Here is a 16,707-nt window from a genome sequence, read left to right as displayed (position 1 = left end):
TCTCAATAAAAAAAGCGCACAGTGTGCGCTTTTTTCACTCCAGTCCTGAAACGGAGAAATTTACTTCTACATTTTTCCACTCCGAGAAATCGTCTCTGCTGACTATCTGTGCGGAGTAGCCGCCGTCGTTTATATCGCTGGGAGAGGCATTGTTCCCGTCCTTGAAGAGAGCTCCCTCGGCACATTTTGCGTCCGCAGGCAGACCGTCGTCGCTTACCCATTCGTTGAAGATATTGGCGCGTACAGAGCCGCTTTCCGTGTTGGTGTAGCTCTTCTTTTTCAGCTCGATATCCTTGCCGTCCACCTTGATACCCTTGACAGTGATAACTGCGTTGGGCATGGTCTTTTCCGCGTCGTCGATGATGACAGCCGCAAAGCCAAGTCCCTTAACGACAAATTCGCCGTTTATATCGCCTGTTGTATCATATCTGAAGCCGTTGGTATCTGCGGTAACGCTTACGATGTAGTCGCCGTTGCCCTTGATATGGGCGATACCTGCGTCATATGAGAGCTGATTGCTCTTGTTGTCATCCTTGTCGCCGAGATACTGCACGGTGAAGCCCTCGTCTGCTATAGCAAGGTAGGCGTCTCCCGATACAGCGTCCACAGCGTCGTTGGCGTCAACACCCTCAACGGACTCCGAAACAGTTTCGGAAGCCGCTTTCGGAGTGTTATTAGTGCTGCTTTTCTTTTCCTCTGAGCTGCATGAGGCTGCCGTGCAGAGCATTGCTAAAGCCGCCGCAGCCGCCGTTATTTTTCTGATATCCATGTTTTTCCCCTTCGTATATCATCAGGACAGCTCAAACATTCCCGTGTAGAGCTGATAGTACTTTCCGTGCTGAGCAATGAGCTCGTTGTGGTTTCCGCGCTCGATTATCCTGCCGTGCTCCAGAACCATGATAGCGTGTGAATTGCGTACCGTGGACAGTCTGTGAGCGATAACGAATACCGTTCTGCCCTCCATAAGGGAGTCCATACCCTTTTCAATAAGAGCCTCTGTACGGGTATCGATAGAGCTTGTAGCCTCGTCGAGAATGAGCACGGGCGGATCTGCCACTGCCGCTCTTGCAATTGCAAGGAGCTGTCTCTGTCCCTGCGAGAGATTTGCACCGTCGGCGGTGAGCATGGTGTCATAGCCGTTTTCAAGGTGCCTGATGAAGCTGTCTGCGTTGGCAAGCTTAGCTGCTGCGTAGACCTCCTCGTCGGTAGCGTCCAGTTTACCGTAGCGGATATTGTCCATAACCGTACCTGTAAACAGGTGGGTATCCTGCAATACTATGGACTGTGAACGGCGCAGGTCGTCCTTCTTTATCTTGTTGATGTTTATGCCGTCGTAGCGTATCTTGCCCTCGGGAACATCGTAGAATCGGTTGATAAGATTGATGATAGTGGTCTTTCCCGCACCTGTGGAGCCTACAAAGGCTACCTTCTGTCCCGAATGTGCATAGAGCGAAATGCCGTTGAGAACAGTCTTGTTTGGCTCATAGCCGAATACAACGTCGTCGAACTCCACATTGCCGCGGACTTCCGTATAGGTAACGGTGCCGTCAGCCTTGTGTGGGTGTCTCCATGCCCAGCGGCCTGTGCGCTTGTCGGTCTCCTTTATCTTGCCATTGCGTGATATCTCCGCATTTACAAGAGTTACATAGCCCTCGTCGGACTCGGGCTCCTCGTCAATGACCTTGAAGATACGCTCGGCACCTGCAAGAGCAGTGAGAACTGAGTTGAACTGCTGAGAAACAGTTGTTATGGGGTGAGAGAATGAACGTGTGAATTGCAAATATGATACCACAGTACCTACGGTCATGCCGCCTATGCCCTTTACCGCCATGATACCGCCTGCAATAGCCGTAGCGGCATAGTGGATATAGGACAGGTTGTTCATAATAGGCATGAGAATGTTTGCAAAGGTATTAGCGTGGGTAGCCGCTTTGCAAAGCTCCTCGTTGAGAGCGTCGAACTCCTCGTTTGCCTTGTCCTCGTGGCAGAAGACCTTGACGACCTTCTGTCCGTCTATCATTTCCTCGATGTAGCCGTTTACACTGCCGAGAGCTCTCTGCTGAGCGATGAAGCCCTTGCCGCTCCTTGAGCCTACAAAGCCGATAACTCTGAATATTATGAACAGCATAACTACCACAAGGATAGTGAGTCTCCAGCTGTAGATGACCATGGCGATGAACACGCCGATTATGGTTATAGCGGAGCTTATGAACTGTGAGATACTGTTGCTGAGCATTTCGCGGATAGCGTCGGTATCGTTGGTGTAAAGGCTCATGAGCTCGCCGTGGGTGTGCTTGTCAAAGAAGCGTATAGGAAGCATTTCCATTTTGCAGAAAAGGTCGTTTCTTATACGCATGAGTGTAGTGGTGGATATCTTCATCATCAGGCGCATATACAGGAACGATGACAGCGCACCGCAGGCGTATATGATGACCATTGTCATGAGTATGCCGATGAATTTTCCGTACTTCCAGTCCCCTGTTTTAAGGGCGTCCTCGATGTTGTCGATTATGGGCTTCAGCAGGTAGTTTCCTGCGATGCCTGCTCCCGAGCTGATAAGAATAGCTATGACCACGAATATGAACTGTATCCTGAAGCCGTGCATATAGCTGAATATGCGCTTCAGCGTACCGAAGGTATCCTGCGGCTTAGCCATTGGTCTCTGCGATCCTTTAGGCGGCATTATTCATCAGCTCCTTTCTGCTGTGAGTCGTATACCTCACGGTATATCTCACTTTTCACCATGAGCTCGTCATGTGTGCCCACATCTGTTATCTTTCCGCCGTCCATTACTATAATGCGGTCAGCGTCCATAACAGAGGAGATACGCTGAGCGATGATAATTGTGGTGGTATCGGCAAGATTTTCGCGGAAAGCCTTGCGGATACTGCTGTCCGTAGCCGTATCGACAGCGCTTGTAGAGTCGTCGAGAATGATTATCTTAGGCTTTTTCAGAAGAGCTCTTGCGATACAGAGTCTCTGCTTCTGACCGCCCGATACGTTTACGCCGCCCTGTCCCAGGTCGGTATCGTAGCCGTCGGGGAAGCTCATGATAAAGTCGTGAGCGCAGGCTGATTTGCAAGCCTTTATCATCTCCTCGTCTGTGGCGTTTTCGTCGCCCCAGCGGAGATTATCCCTGATAGTTCCCGAAAAGAGCACGTTCTTCTGCAAAACCATAGCTACCTGGTCACGGAGAGTTTTCAGCGGATAGCTCTTTACGTCTCGTCCGCCTACAAGAACTCTTCCTGCCGTTGCGTCGTAAAGACGTGGGATAAGCTGTACCAGCGAGGTCTTTGACGAGCCCGTACCGCCGATGATACCGATAGTCTCGCCTGACTCGATGCTGAGATTTATGTTGTCGAGGGCGAGGTTGTTCATATCGTCATAGTAGCTGAAGCTTACGTCCTCGAAGATTATAGAGCCGTCATTTGCGGATACCTCGGAATCGTCATTGTCCTTTATGGCAGGCTCTTCAACCAGCACTTCATGGATACGCTGTATGGAAGCTCTCGAAACCACGAACATGATAAAGAGCATCGAAAGCATCATAAGCGACATAAGTATCTGTGTTACATAGGAGATGAAGCTTGAAAGCTGACCTGTAGCGATATCGTGGTTTACAGCCATATTTCCTCCGAAATAGAGGATAGCCGCAATGCTGATGTACATTACCAGCTGCATGATAGGCATACCCATGATGACCAGCTTTTCAGCGGCAAACTGAGCCTTGCGGACTGCCTCGGTGTTCTCCTCGAAGCGCTTCTTCTCGTATTCCTCACGGGCAAAAGCCTTTACTACGCGGATACCTACGAGGTTTTCCTGCACCTTGCCGTTCATGGCGTCGTACTGCTTGAGCATTTTCTCAAAGCGCGGATGTGCCTTTGAGATTATGAATATTATCGACGCGCCAAGAACAGGTATGGCAAACAGGAACACTATGGAGAGCTTTGCGTTCTGCTTTACCGCCATAATAGTGGCGCAGACCAGCATTATGGGTGAACGGAAAGCCATTCGTATGAACATCATGAATGCGTTCTGTACATTTGTAACGTCTGTTGTAAGTCTCGTTGTCAGCGAAGCCGTTGAGAACTTATCCACATTTGCAAAGGAAAAGTCCTGTACTCTGCGGAAAAGTGCGCTTCTGAGATTCTTCGCAAAGCCCATAGCCGCAACTGCGCTGAAACGCGCCGCAAGAGCTCCGAAGCAAAGGGAAAATACGGACATAAGCACCATAAGTCCGCCCATTTTCGCAACATAGCCGATATCTCCCTTTTTGATACCGTTGTCGATTATCAGAGCCATGACCGCAGGTATAAGTACCTCCATAGCGACCTCTCCGATAATGGTCACAGGGCATAATATTGCCTGTTTCTTGTACTTTCCGACGTGTGACAAAACTGTTTTATACATCGGCATTACCCCTTTCTTTCCTTTAAAAATAATCCAACTTCAATTATATCATCTCTGCCCTGCCGTGTCAAATGAGAAGACAGCGAAAATAACGGTATTTCCGACAATTTTTTTAGTTGTTTTTCATACGCCGAGCCTGCACTTTATCCGAAACGAGTCCGCTCAATACTCACGTGAAACAGGAGCCTTCATTCTCCATCCCAAATTAAAGATCAGGCACTTGACAACAATAAGTTACTATAGTAAAATTAATAACGGAGGTGTTCAAAATGCTGAATTACAGACCTAAGATGTTCGACGAAGCCTCAAAATCCCACGCTTCAAAGAATATCTTCATAATTATCCTTATTTTTATAGCAGTTTTTATCATTATAGCCATTCTCGAATCTATAATCCCCGCAGTCGTGAGCGTCAAGCCCCTGCTTGAGGAAATTGCAAAGTCCGACCTTGAAGATACTTCCTCACTGCTTGATCCGTCTGCTACCATGGAATTAGCTACAAAGGTAGCCTCAAAGCCTGCAGTAATGATACCTACCATGTATTCAACAGTGCTCGGCACTATCTGCTCGCTGATATACTGCCGCTGTATCGAGGTAAGAAAAGTAAGCTCCATGGGCGTAAAAAAGGCTAAGTTCTTCCAGAATTATCTCCCAGGAGTCGCTATCGGTCTCGTTCTTATGACCGCCGCTGTGCTTCTCGGAGCATTATTCGGAATCCACACCGTCAAGCTCTCAGACAACATCAATATCGGATTTATAGTCCTTTATTTCATCGGATACATCATACAGGGAATGAGCGAGGAATTCATCTTCCGCGGCTATTTCATGACGACAATAGGCGGAAGCGGCAAGCATACTCTTGTGGCTGTGGTTATAAGCTCCGTTGCATTTTCACTTGCACACGCAACAAATCCCGGCTTCGGACCTCTTCCGTTCTTCAATATCGCTCTTTTCGGAGCATTTGCTGCTCTTTATATGATATTATTCGACAATATCTGGGGAGTATGCGCTATACACTCCATATGGAACTTCATGCAGGGCAATTTCTACGGTATCAGCGTCAGCGGAACAGGCGATACTACGTCGATTTTCCGCACTACAGCAAAGAGCTCATCTTCATTCCTCACTGGAGGTAAGTTCGGTATCGAGGGCAGTATCCTCACAACTATAGTCCTGCTTATTGCTACGGCAGCCGTAGTTTACGGCATATCCAAAAAAGCCGCAGCTCAGCCCGCGGAAGCAGTGGTCAGCGAATAGTTATCAGTGCTCTCAGTAATTAACGGAGTTATTCAATATGCTAAAATACAGACCCAAAATGTTTGAAGAGGCATCAGATATCAATACTTCAAGAGAGCTCATCTTCATACTTATAAGCTTTGTGATAGTATTTATGATAATATTGGCTGTTGAATCCTTTATCCCGTCAGCAGTAAGCGCCAAAACAACGCTCAAAGAATTTATTGACTTAGATACGCTTAACAGCTCGGGGAACAAAAAAATCAACAGTGCGATATACATATACCAAAGCACAGCCGCAAGACCTGCGGTAATGCTGTCTGCCCTTTATTCCACCATATTCGGCACTATCTGCTCGCTGATATACTGCCGCTTTGTCGAAGCGAGACCTGTAAGCTCCATGGGCGTAAAAAAGGCAAAGCTCCTGCCCAATTACATCTTAGGACTTATAGTCGGCATGATACTTATGACCACTATCTCACTTCTCAGCGTATTACTCGGCATAAACAGCATAAAGTTCAGCGGAACTATAAATGCAGGGCTCATAGCCCTGTATTTCTTCGGATTCGTCATACAGGGAATGAGCGAGGAATTCATTTTCCGCGGTTATTTCATGACAACTATAGGCGGAAGCGGCAAGCATACCCTTGTTGCCGTAGGTATAAGCTCCTTAGCCTTTGGTATTGCTCACTCATGCAACACAGGCTTTGGATTCCTGCCATTCCTGAATGTTGTACTTTTCGGCGTATTTGCGGCTTTTTACATGATATTATCCGAGAATATCTGGGGAGTATGCGCGATACACTCAATATGGAACTTCACACAGGGCAATTTCTACGGTATAAGCGTAAGCGGAACAGGCGCCAATCCGTCAGTATTCCGTACAACTGCAAATAACTCCTCCGTGTTATTCACAGGCGGAGAATTCGGCATCGAGGGCAGTATCCTCACAACTATAGTCCTGCTTATTGCTACGGCAGCCGTAGTTTACGGCATATCCAAAAAATCAGCCGCTCAGCAGTCAGAAGCAGCGGTCAGTGAAGTGGTCAATGAATAAGTAGGGGGCGATGCCCACATCGCCCCGCAATTTTTATCGGGCTGATGTAGACATCAGCCCCTACAATTTTAATCGTTAAGCTAAAAACAGGCGTGATAAGATCACGCCTGTTTTTTCTAATCACTAACCACTAATAACTAAAAATTCTTACTCCTTTGTAGTCAATATAAGCAGCACAAGATATATCAGCTGTGCCGAAAATGCAATTATTATTCCCACCGATGTCTTCGCAATGGCGATGCCGCGTCTGGACTGGGCAGGTGTTGAAACAGGCAGCTTGCAGCCCTTTCTGAACATCAGCAGCATTACAAAGCCGATTATGCCGAATGCGATTATCAGAAGCGAAAGCATTCCCATTACCACTTCGTTTTCATTGAATGCAGATATCACAGACACCATAGTGTTTATGAAGATATGCACCACTACCGACGGCACTATGGAGTTGTGCTTCATGTCGATATGTCCCATGAATACGCCGATGAGAAAAGCAAGCATGAACTGCGGAAGATTTCCGTGGGCAAGTCCGAAGAAAACTGCCGAAGCCACGATACCGAAGCGCTGATTGGATTTCGAGAATATCTTCATAAGTGCGCCGCGGAAGAAAAATTCCTCGGTGACAGGCGCGATAATACAGGTGTAAATGGTCAGTATCGCAAATCCGAGCCCCGTTTTGCCGTAATCGTCGTCCATGACCTCAGTCGTGAAGCCGTACTGCGAAACGATGTCCTCGATACCTGTGGAAATATAAGCTGCAGTCACCCATATGAACAGTCCTGCGAGACAGTGCATGACCGCGTCCGAGAAGTGATAATCCCGAGTCTTTATAAGTGACGAGGGCTTTATTTTCGCCCATTTCAGTCCGATAAAGCCGAAGCCCACATTTGCTGTGAGAAAAGTGAGCATATTTATCGCAACAAATATAGCGCCCTTGGTCATGTAATGTGAGATAGCTCCCGAGGAAACGCCCGTGTTCATACCGCTTAGAATAGCGGTCATCAGCAGTATCAGCAGAGTCGCCAGCACATTTGAGCCGAGAAACTGGAACAGCGCCGTAAAGCCGCCGATGTTGTAGAACTTCCTGATAGTGTTCTTTTCCACCTTTGCAGGCTCGAAAGGCACTGAAAACTCGGGCATAGTTATCCACGGCAGTATCTCCGAGTAGTCGTCCCTGTACCAGCGGAATTCCGTAGGATTATCAAAGGGATCGTAGCTGTCCGTCTTTGTGGACTCCCTGAACTCCCGCTCCTTTGCTTCAAGCTGCTTGGTGAGGTTATATATTTCATGGTTGAGCGCGGCATATTCCGCACTGTAGCCCTGTGTTTCGTTCATAAAGGTCTGTTATCCCTGCCTTTCCGAGTATACTTTCCTATTATTTTACCACAAAACTGCCCGAAAGTAAAGAGAAAAGCACAATATTTCATCAGACGGACAAAATAGCCAAGCCCTGAGCACTTTCGGCGGTATAGGACTTATCCGTGCCCGTAACGGAAAGTTTTATCTGTTTTCCGCTGCGTACAGCCTTTATTTTCGCTTCAGCAGCGCCGTTTCTGCCGTATACCACAGTCTCTGCGGTGCAGCCGTCCTCGATGCCATATATAACTATCTTCATGCCGTCGGCGTAGTCGTAGTCCGCAGTATCTCTGAATCTGCCGAAAACTATGACGGAATTGGGCTTTGCATAGAGGGGCAGCCCAAAGTAATCGTACTTTTTCGTGTACCAGCTTCCGCCTGCAAGGCTCTCCCCTGTCTGTATATCCGTCCATGAGCCGCCTGTGGGCAGATAGAAGCTGCATTCGCCGTCCTCGCTGAAAACAGGAGCCACAAGGAGAGAGTCTCCCAGCATATACTGAGTATCCACGGTAAGGGCGCTGCGGTCATAGCCGAAGTCCACAGCCATAGCCCTCATCACGGGGACTCCCGTAAGGTGAGCCTTTACTGCATTTGCCCAGATATAGGGCATGAGCCTGCCCTTGAGCTCCACGAAATGCTTTGCAACCTCGCAGCTCTCCTCGTCGAAATGCCACGGTACGCGGTAGGAAGAGTTGCCGTGATAGCGCGAATGAGTGGACATAAGTCCGAATGCCGTCCAGTGCTTGTACAGGTCGGGAGTTCCCGTCGCTTCAAAACCGCTGATATCGTGGGAGAAAAAGCCGAAGCCCGACATACACAGGGACAGTCCGCCGCGGAGAGTCTCTCCCATTGATTCATATGAGGAGAAGCAGTCTCCGCCCCAGTGTACGGGGAACTGCTGACAGCCTGCCGTTGCCGCACGGGCAAAGAGACAAGCACTGCCGTTGGCAGCTTTAAGAGCCTCAAAAACCGTCTTATTGTAGATATAGGCGTAGTAATTGTGCATTTTATAGGGATCGGAGCCGTCAAAATACTTCACATCTGTGGGGATACGCTCGCCGAAGTCGGTTTTTATGGCGTCCACGCCCATTTTTGCAAGGTGCTGTATCTTATCCGCGAACCAGCTTCGCGCCTTGGGATTTGTGAAGTCGATTATGCCCATGCCCGGCTGCCACATATCGCACTGGAACACCGAGCCGTCCTTATTTTTCAGCAGATAGCCCCTGTCAAGGCACTCCCTGAACGCAGGTGAACGCTGTCCGATATAAGGGTTTATCCAAACGCATATCCTTACGCCCTTGGCTTTCAGACGCTCTATCATTGCCTTGGGCTCGGCGAATTTCCTGTCGTCCCATTCAAAGCCGCACCACTGGAATTCCTTCATCCAGAAGCAGTCGAAATGGAAAACGTCAAGTGGGATATTTCTCTGCTTCATCTCGTCAATGAAGAAGCTGACTGTCTTTTCGTCATATTCCGTGGTGAACGACGTGGACAGCCACAGTCCGAATGACCACGGGGGCGGCAGAGCAGGTCTGCCTGTGAGGGCGGTGTACCGCTCGATGACCTCCGCTATAGACTCGCCGCCGAAGAGGAAGTATTCAAGGCGCTCGCCCTGTACCGAAAAGGCTGTTTTCGACACAGTCTCGCTGCCTACCTCGAAGCTGACGCGCTCGGGGTGATTGACAAAAACGCCGTAATTGCGCGACGAAACAAAGAACGGAACGGACTTGTAGCTCTGCTCGGTGCAGGTGCCGCCGTCGTTGTTCCAGACCTCAACGGTCTGCCCGTTTTTCACAAATGAGGTGAACTTTTCGCCGAAGCCGTAGATGTACTCCCCTACTGCAAGGTTGAGCATTTCGCGGATATAGGTATTGCCGCCGTTGTCCCACTTATCGAAGAAACGGCGGTCAGCCTCTGCGGACTCACGGGCTTTTCTGTGCCACCGCTCCTCCTCGATGATAGAGGTGGTGCGCCAGCCCGACTTAGTGAGGAGCCTGTCCCCGTAATGGTAGGAGATGTCCCACTCCTTTTTGCTTTTGCCGATACGCACTGATGTTTTGCCCGAGATAAGCTCCCAGCCACTGCGGTGCTTCTTTATCACGGGCTTGAAGCCCTTGTCCTCGTTGAGAGCGAAGGCAGGGCTGCTCTTTCTTTCGCCGCTGAAATGCTCTATAGTGACCTTTATGCTGTTTTCGAGAGTAGATGTGAACCTGACCGTAAAAACAGGACCGCCCAGCGTCATGCCTCTGTTTGCGATAAACTGGGACGAAGCATAGACCGTTATGGAGCCCTCATCGGCTTCCGTGTCGTAAATCTGCACCGCCCAGTGGACATTGTAGCCCGTCTTACTGAGCCAGTATCCGTCGGATATCTTCATTCTCTCAGCTCCTTTGTTGATGTTGTACTAATCATAACATTTTTTTCGTTCAATTTCAATGGAAATCAGTTTTTATATTCAAAAAATCCACCTGTTCGTTTTTCTACAAATGGTAATTCGAAAATTATATTTTCCAGTGCGGATATGACTGTTTATGCTATAAATCGTCATTTTTGACAATAGCCTTAAATTTGCGGAAATACAGGGAATATCCGCAATTCTCCACAAAAGTTGTTATGTCTTAGTGTGCATTTATTATAACATATTATGCAAAATAATACAAATTTCAGGCAGTTGTGGTTTTATGCTAAAAATAGTAACTTGTTTACCGCAATTTTAAGAAAGTGCGCAATTTTTGGGCATTTCCTGCGTTTTGTACACCTAATCGTTATTTTTTAGGTTGCAATCTTTAATATATTAGGGTACAATGGGAGTAACAGCATAAAATGATATAAAATATATCATGACGTTGAACGAAAATATACATTATTAATGAGGAGGAGAATGTAAATGAAAGTAAAAAAACTGGTTGCAAGCCTGACGGCTGCAAGCTGCCTTTCAGGGGTATTGTCCGTAATGCCTGACGTAGTGATGCACACTTATGCTGCAGAGATCGTTGCAAATGATTTCGAGTGCAGCTACGAAGGCTGGTACAATGAAGCTGATTACACTGACCTTATCGCAGAGGTCGGAGGCGGCGTTGATTCTTCACGAGGCATGAAGATCACAGGCCGTCTCAACAAGGAGGACGGTGTAGCCTCTTCAAAGGGACTTTACCTCTTCGGCGGCGATAAGTACACCTACAGTGTTAAGGTATACAGTGAGACCGCTCAGAAGTTCCACTTCACACTTCTTACTATCGACGATAAAACAGGCGAAGAAAGAACTGTTGAACTGGATTCCAAGAAGGTAAAGGCAGGCGAGTGGACCGAGCTCAAGGGTACTGACACAGCTTCCGAGGCAAGCTACGAGTACAAGCTCAGGATCTATACAGATTCTACTGACGACTTCTATTTCGATGATTTCCTTATCACAGGCGACAAGGCAGCTAATGAGGCACACGCTGCTCCTGCTGGCAAGGGACTCAAGGACGAATTCGGCGCATATTTCCGCGTAGGTAATATCCTCAACGGCGGTACTGTAAAAAACAGCGGTATCACAGGTATTATCCTGAAGGATCACAACGCTATCGAGTGCGAGAACGAGACAAAGCCTGATGCTACTATCGTTCAGAACGGCTCAACAGATACAAACGTTAAGGTTTCTCTCAGCCGCTGCGCTGCTATCTGTGACTTTGCTTCAAAGAACAACATCGCATTCAGAGGTCATACTCTCGTATGGCACAGCCAGACTCCTGACTGGTTCTTCAAGACAAACTTCAACAACAACGGTTCATGGGTAAATTCTTCAACCATGGATCAGCGTATGGAAAGCTACATCAAGAATATGTTTGCAGCTTACAAGTCGCAGTATCCTCAGCTCAACCTCTTTGCATACGACGTTTGTAACGAGGTAATCAACGACGGTACTGCTAACCAGGGCGGCGTAAGACCTTCAAACGGAAACGGAAGCTCAAAGTGGGCAATGGTTTACGGCGGCAACAGCTTCGTTGAGAAGGCTTTCACATATGCAAGAAAGTACGCTCCCGATGGCTGTCAGCTCTTCTACAACGACTATAACGAGTTCGCTAACGACAAGCAGAACTGTATCATCAATACTATCCTCAAGCCTCTCAAGGCTAAGGGACTCATCGACGGTATGGGTATGCAGTCTCACCTCAACTGTGCTGCAAGCAACGCATGGGGCGATACAAACTCTTACCTCGCTGCTATGGATAAGTACCTCAACCTCGGTCTCGATGTTCAGGTAACAGAGCTCGACCTCTCAACTGAGGGCGGCAAGTACTCAATGGCAGACCAGGCTAACAAGTACAAGGCTATCTTCAAGCACGCTATGGACTGGAATAAAAACCATCCAAACGGACCTTTCGTATCACTCGTTCAGGTCTGGGGACCAAACGACAACAACTCATGGGTCGGTACAGATAAGTCAAGCGGCAGAAGCAACGCTCCTCTCCTGTACAACGGAAGCAACCAGCCTAAGGAAGCTTACAACGCTATAACAAGCCTCGTTTCCGACAGCCAGTGGACAACAGGTATCCCATACACAGGTCCAAGAGCTAACGGCGGCGGCACATATACTCCACCACCTCCGCCGGAGAAGGACTCTAACGGCTACTGGTTCCACAGCACATTCGAGGGCAGCACAGACAGCTGGAACGGCAGAGGTTCAGCTTCAGTTGATACAAGCAGCTCTGCTAAGTATGCAGGCAGCAAGTCACTCTACTGCTCAGGCCGTGAGGCTTCATGGAACGGTGCTTCATATTCACTTGATTCAAGCGTATTCGAGCCAGGCAAGTCTTACAGCTTCTCTGTAAACGCTATGACTCAGGAGGGTGACTCTACAACAGAGTTCAAGTTCACTCTCCAGTATTCAGACGGTTCTGAAACAAAGTATTCAGAGATCGCTACAGGTACAGCTCCTAAGGGCGAGTGGGTACAGCTTGCAAATACAAGCTATACTATCCCATCAGGCGCTTCTGATATGCAGATCTATGTTGAAACTACAGACGAGAACAACACTGTAAGCTTCTTCGTTGACGAGGCTATCGGTGCTGACGGCGGCACAAAGCTCCCGGGCGCAGGACAGCCTGAGCTCCCAAGCAGCGGTCAGAATACAAATCCTGACACACCTACATCCAATACAGTTCGTCAGGGCGACATCAACTTTGACGGCGTTATCAACTCTTTCGACCTCGTTGCAGCAAGAAAGGGCCTCATCGCTGGCGGATTCAACGATTCAAAGGTTCAGAAGGCAGCAGACGTAGACCAGAGCACAGCTTTTGAAATGGCTGACCTCGTTCTCCTTCAGAATTTCGTTATCGGCAAGATCAGCGAATTCCCTGTAAACAAGCCGGCAGTTGAAACACTTGATCCTTCAAAGTATGAGGGCAAGTTCAGCGGTCTTTCACTGGCAGAAAGCTTCAAGAAGGAAAGCGAGAACAATCCGCTTTACACTCAGCGTTTCGGCGCAGACCCCGGCTGGCTCGTATATGACGGCAGACTTTATGTTTATACAACAGCCGATCAGTTTGCATACAAGAACAACCAGATGATTGAAAACGATTATTCTTCAGGCTATATCAACTGCTTATCATCAGCAGACCTCGTAAACTGGACAGACCACGGTCAGATCCCAGTTGCAAAGACAAGAGTAAACGGCACACCTATTGCAAAATGGGCTAACAACGCTTGGGCTCCTGATGCTGCATGGAAGAAGATCAACGGTCAGGACAAGTTCTTCCTTTACTTCGCAAACAATGGTTCAGGTATCGGCGTTATCACAGCTGATGACCCGACATTCACAAAGAATGTAAAGGATCCTCTCGGACACGAAATCATTTCAAGAAATACACCTAACAGTAACGTAACATGGCTCTTCGATCCAGGCGTTTACTATGATCCTAATACAGACACAGGTATCATCGCATACGGCGGCGGTGTTCCAAGCGGACAGGCTGCTCAGACAAAGCAGGGACGTATCGCTAAGCTCGGCTCTGACATGATCTCTATCTCAGGTACACCTATCGATCCCGGTACACCTTACCTCTTTGAGGACTCAAGCATGATCAAGATCGGCAACACATGGTATTATTCATTCTGCCACAACTGGAATGTTCCAGGTGGTACAAGTGTAAACGGTAATTCCTTCAGCAATGCTGATATCGGTTACATGACATCAACAAATCCTCTCAGCGGATACCAGTACCAGGGCGTTGTATTCAAGAACACAGGTACACAGAGACTTGATAACGGCGGTAACAACCACCACTCAATTATCGAATTCAAGGGCAGCTACTATGTACTTTATCACTCACGTCAGCTTGAAATGCGTATGGGCGTTAACGGCGGCAAGGGTCTTAACTACAGATCACCCTGTATCGATAAGGCAACTTTAAGCAACGGAAAGATCACATGTAACGGTTCACAGAAGGGTGTAAGCCAGATCGAGAACCTCAACGCATACGAGACTGTACAGGCTGAGACAATGTCTAACCAGTCCAAGAACATAAGCATAAGCGGCGTTGGCAACACAACTGTCAAGGCTAAGAAGGGCGATTGGATCAAGGTCAGCGGCGTTGACCTCAGCAATGGCGTATCTTCTATCACAGTCAAGGGCAGCGGCAACGCAGTAGTTAAGTTCTGTGTAGGTTCTGCTACAGGTACTTGCATCGGTTACGGCGAGCTCAACGGCAGCGAGAACGAACTCGCAGCTGCAGAGAACAACGTATCAGGCGTTAAGGATATCTACATGGTATTCAGCGGCGACTGCGAATTTGATTACTGGAAGTTCTCATAATCATAATTCTTTTCGATGTTGATCTGTGCGGTGCTTCTGCACAAATGCGCCGCACAGATTGATATAATTCCAAAACTTTATTGTAAGGGACAAATCAGAACAGGAAAGCCGTGCTTAGGCAGCACGGCTTTCTTGTTGCTATATGAAAAATGAGACGTCGTCCCTACAGCTATGAACAATGCGGACTGCCAAAGGCAGCCCCTACAATGTGTCATTTGCACCAACGGGACGTCGAGGACGCCGTCCCCTACAATGGGACAACGTAATTTCATCATAACTCTCGGGAGCCCGTGGGCGGGCTCCCCTACAAGCTAACGGCTGAAAAAAGGAGACCAAAGGTCTCCTTTTTTCATAGTATAAAGCAAATAAGCCCGGAGCAGCCCTCGTTTATCACACGTTCAAGAGTCTCCTGAAGCTTCATTCGCGCGTCCACAGGCATTTTGAAAAGCTTGCTGTGAAGCCCCTCGTTGACCAGCTCGTGGAGAGACTTCCCGAAAATGTTGCTTTCCCATATCTTCTTGGGATCGTCGTCAAAGCCGTCCAGCAGATACATCACCAGCTCCTCGGACTGGCGCTCCGTACCGACGATAGGACTGATAGTGGTATTGATGTTGGCTTTCATCAGGTGTATGGACGGCGCGGAGGCTTTCAGCTTTACCCCATATTTGCCGCCCTGACGGATAATTTTCGGCTCCTCAAGGGACATTTCCTCAAGCTCGGGCATTACGATACCGTAGCCCGTGGCTTCCACCTCGGCAAGGGCAGGCTCTATGCGCTTGTACTTGCGGCGTATCTCGTTGAGCTCCGACAGCAGGGGCATGAGGTCGCTTTCGCTCTCTATCTCGATACCCGTGGTTTCCCCGAGAATCTTGTAGAACAGGCTGTTGTCCAGCTCCGCGGTGATAGTCACCGAGCCCTTTCCCAAGTCTATGGAGGTTATCTCCGCCTTTACCACGTTGGGACACTCCCCCATTGCCGCGGCAGCCTCCTCAGCTTCGCGGACCAGCCGTATATCCTTGGCGGCATTTCGTATGCAGTCCAGTATCTCACTTTTCAGCCAGTGCCCCTTGTCAAGGGTGTTTATCCAGCGAGCGGTACGGATATTTATCTCCTTTATGGGGAACGAGAAGAGTATCTCCCGCATTATTCCGCGGATATCCTCCTCTGTAAGGTCAAGGCAGTTCACGGGGATGACCTTTGCGTCATAGCGCTCCGTGAGCTGCTCCGCAAGCGCTCTTGCCTCGGGAGAGCTTGGATCGACGGTGTTGAGTATGACAACGAATGGCTTGCCCAGCTCCCTAAGCTCGCGGATAACGCGCTCCTCGCACTCGGCGTACTCCTCACGGGGGATATCCGTGACCGTACCGTCAGTGGTGATGACAAGCCCTATTGTGGAGTGCTCCGTAATGACCTTCTGCGTGCCTATCTCAGCCGCCATATTGAAGGGTATCTCCTCGTCGAACCACGATGTCATCACCATTCGCGGCTGTTCGTTCTCGATATAGCCAAGGGAGCTCGGGACGATGTAGCCCACGCAGTCTATCATACGGACATTGAATGCCGCTCCGTCGCCAAGGTCTATGCGGACTGCCTCCTCGGGGATAAACTTTGGCTCGGTAGTCATAATAGTCTTGCCTGCGGCAGACTGTGGCAGCTCGTCGATAGCCCGTTCGCGCTTGAACTCGCTGGCGATATTGGGTATCACAAGGGACTCCATAAAACGCTTGATAAAGGTGGATTTGCCCGTGCGCACAGGTCCCACCACGCCTATGTAGATATCGCCGCCCGTGCGCTGGGCGATATTGGTGTATATATCTTTAGTCATAAATTACTCCTTTTTTATCAGAACTAAGACCTAA

The 16,707-nt window shown here is 48.7% G+C and carries 9 protein-coding genes; 3 read left to right on the top strand and 6 right to left on the bottom strand.

Annotation, left to right across the window (positions count from 1 at the left end; all coding sequences use genetic code 11):
* Positions 1-34: 34 nt before the first annotated feature.
* The 3 genes from T497_RS0102455 to T497_RS0102445 are packed head-to-tail and all read right to left on the bottom strand — an operon-like array spanning position 35 to position 4,410.
* Positions 35-769 carry a hypothetical protein gene (locus T497_RS0102455; protein ID WP_028514259.1) on the bottom strand — a complete coding sequence of 245 codons (735 nt, stop codon included), beginning with the start codon at positions 767-769 and terminating at the stop codon, positions 35-37.
* 21 nt (positions 770-790) lie between these two features.
* The gene (locus tag T497_RS0102450; RefSeq protein ID WP_028514258.1) at positions 791-2,683 is read right to left on the bottom strand and encodes an ABC transporter ATP-binding protein; all 1,893 of its coding nucleotides are present in this window, start codon (positions 2,681-2,683) and stop codon (positions 791-793) included.
* Positions 2,683-4,410 (bottom strand): ABC transporter ATP-binding protein, encoded by a 1,728-nt coding sequence (locus T497_RS0102445; RefSeq protein ID WP_028514257.1) that lies wholly within the window; start codon positions 4,408-4,410, stop codon positions 2,683-2,685. Before T497_RS0102445 ends, T497_RS0102450 begins: the two co-directional genes overlap by 1 nt.
* 269 nt (positions 4,411-4,679) lie before the next feature.
* Here T497_RS0102445 and T497_RS17245 point away from each other — a divergent pair, with 269 nt between their 5' ends.
* Together T497_RS17245 and T497_RS17240 are read left to right on the top strand one after the other, a co-directional pair.
* A complete protein-coding gene (locus tag T497_RS17245; RefSeq protein ID WP_051530465.1) occupies positions 4,680-5,666 on the top strand; it encodes a CPBP family intramembrane glutamic endopeptidase in 987 nt (328 codons plus the stop codon).
* Between the two features lie 37 nt (positions 5,667-5,703).
* Positions 5,704-6,702, top strand: coding sequence for a CPBP family intramembrane glutamic endopeptidase (locus T497_RS17240; RefSeq protein ID WP_028514256.1), 999 nt, complete (start codon positions 5,704-5,706; stop codon positions 6,700-6,702).
* 147 nt (positions 6,703-6,849) lie between these two features.
* Here T497_RS17240 and T497_RS0102430 read toward each other — a convergent pair whose 3' ends face one another.
* Positions 6,850-8,031, bottom strand: a complete 1,182-nt coding sequence (locus T497_RS0102430; RefSeq protein WP_028514255.1) for a CPBP family intramembrane glutamic endopeptidase — start codon at positions 8,029-8,031, stop codon at positions 6,850-6,852.
* A 91-nt stretch (positions 8,032-8,122) separates the two neighbouring features.
* Positions 8,123-10,429, bottom strand: coding sequence for an alpha-xylosidase (gene yicI / locus T497_RS0102425; RefSeq protein ID WP_028514254.1), 2,307 nt, complete (start codon positions 10,427-10,429; stop codon positions 8,123-8,125).
* Between the two features lie 510 nt (positions 10,430-10,939).
* On the opposite strand from yicI, the gene T497_RS0102420 reads away from it, so the two are divergent.
* Entirely contained in the window at positions 10,940-14,848 is a 3,909-nt protein-coding gene (locus T497_RS0102420; RefSeq protein ID WP_028514253.1) for an endo-1,4-beta-xylanase, read from the top strand.
* A 349-nt stretch (positions 14,849-15,197) separates the two neighbouring features.
* Here the strand turns inward: T497_RS0102420 and spoIVA are convergent, their stop codons facing one another.
* A complete protein-coding gene (spoIVA, locus tag T497_RS0102415; RefSeq protein ID WP_028514252.1) occupies positions 15,198-16,673 on the bottom strand; it encodes a stage IV sporulation protein A in 1,476 nt (491 codons plus the stop codon).
* Positions 16,674-16,707 lie beyond the last annotated feature (34 nt).

Source organism: Ruminococcus flavefaciens MA2007 (genome assembly GCF_000621845.1).
GTDB lineage: Bacteria > Bacillota > Clostridia > Oscillospirales > Ruminococcaceae > Ruminococcus > Ruminococcus flavefaciens_E.
The sequence above is the reverse complement of the archived record's forward strand: the minus strand, read 5'-3'. Positions and strand labels throughout refer to the sequence as shown.

Excerpts from the sequence above, each read along its gene's own strand:
- T497_RS0102455 (WP_028514259.1), bottom strand. The coding sequence starts at position 769 with ATGGATATCAGAAAAATAACGGCGGCTGCGGCGGCTTTAGCAATGCTC.
- T497_RS0102450 (WP_028514258.1), bottom strand. The coding sequence starts at position 2,683 with ATGCCGCCTAAAGGATCGCAGAGACCAATGGCTAAGCCGCAGGATACC.
- T497_RS0102445 (WP_028514257.1), bottom strand. The coding sequence starts at position 4,410 with ATGTATAAAACAGTTTTGTCACACGTCGGAAAGTACAAGAAACAGGCA.
- T497_RS17245 (WP_051530465.1), top strand. The coding sequence starts at position 4,680 with ATGCTGAATTACAGACCTAAGATGTTCGACGAAGCCTCAAAATCCCAC.
- T497_RS17240 (WP_028514256.1), top strand. The coding sequence starts at position 5,704 with ATGCTAAAATACAGACCCAAAATGTTTGAAGAGGCATCAGATATCAAT.
- T497_RS0102430 (WP_028514255.1), bottom strand. The coding sequence starts at position 8,031 with ATGAACGAAACACAGGGCTACAGTGCGGAATATGCCGCGCTCAACCAT.
- yicI (WP_028514254.1), bottom strand. The coding sequence starts at position 10,429 with ATGAAGATATCCGACGGATACTGGCTCAGTAAGACGGGCTACAATGTC.
- T497_RS0102420 (WP_028514253.1), top strand. The coding sequence starts at position 10,940 with ATGAAAGTAAAAAAACTGGTTGCAAGCCTGACGGCTGCAAGCTGCCTT.
- spoIVA (WP_028514252.1), bottom strand. The coding sequence starts at position 16,673 with ATGACTAAAGATATATACACCAATATCGCCCAGCGCACGGGCGGCGAT.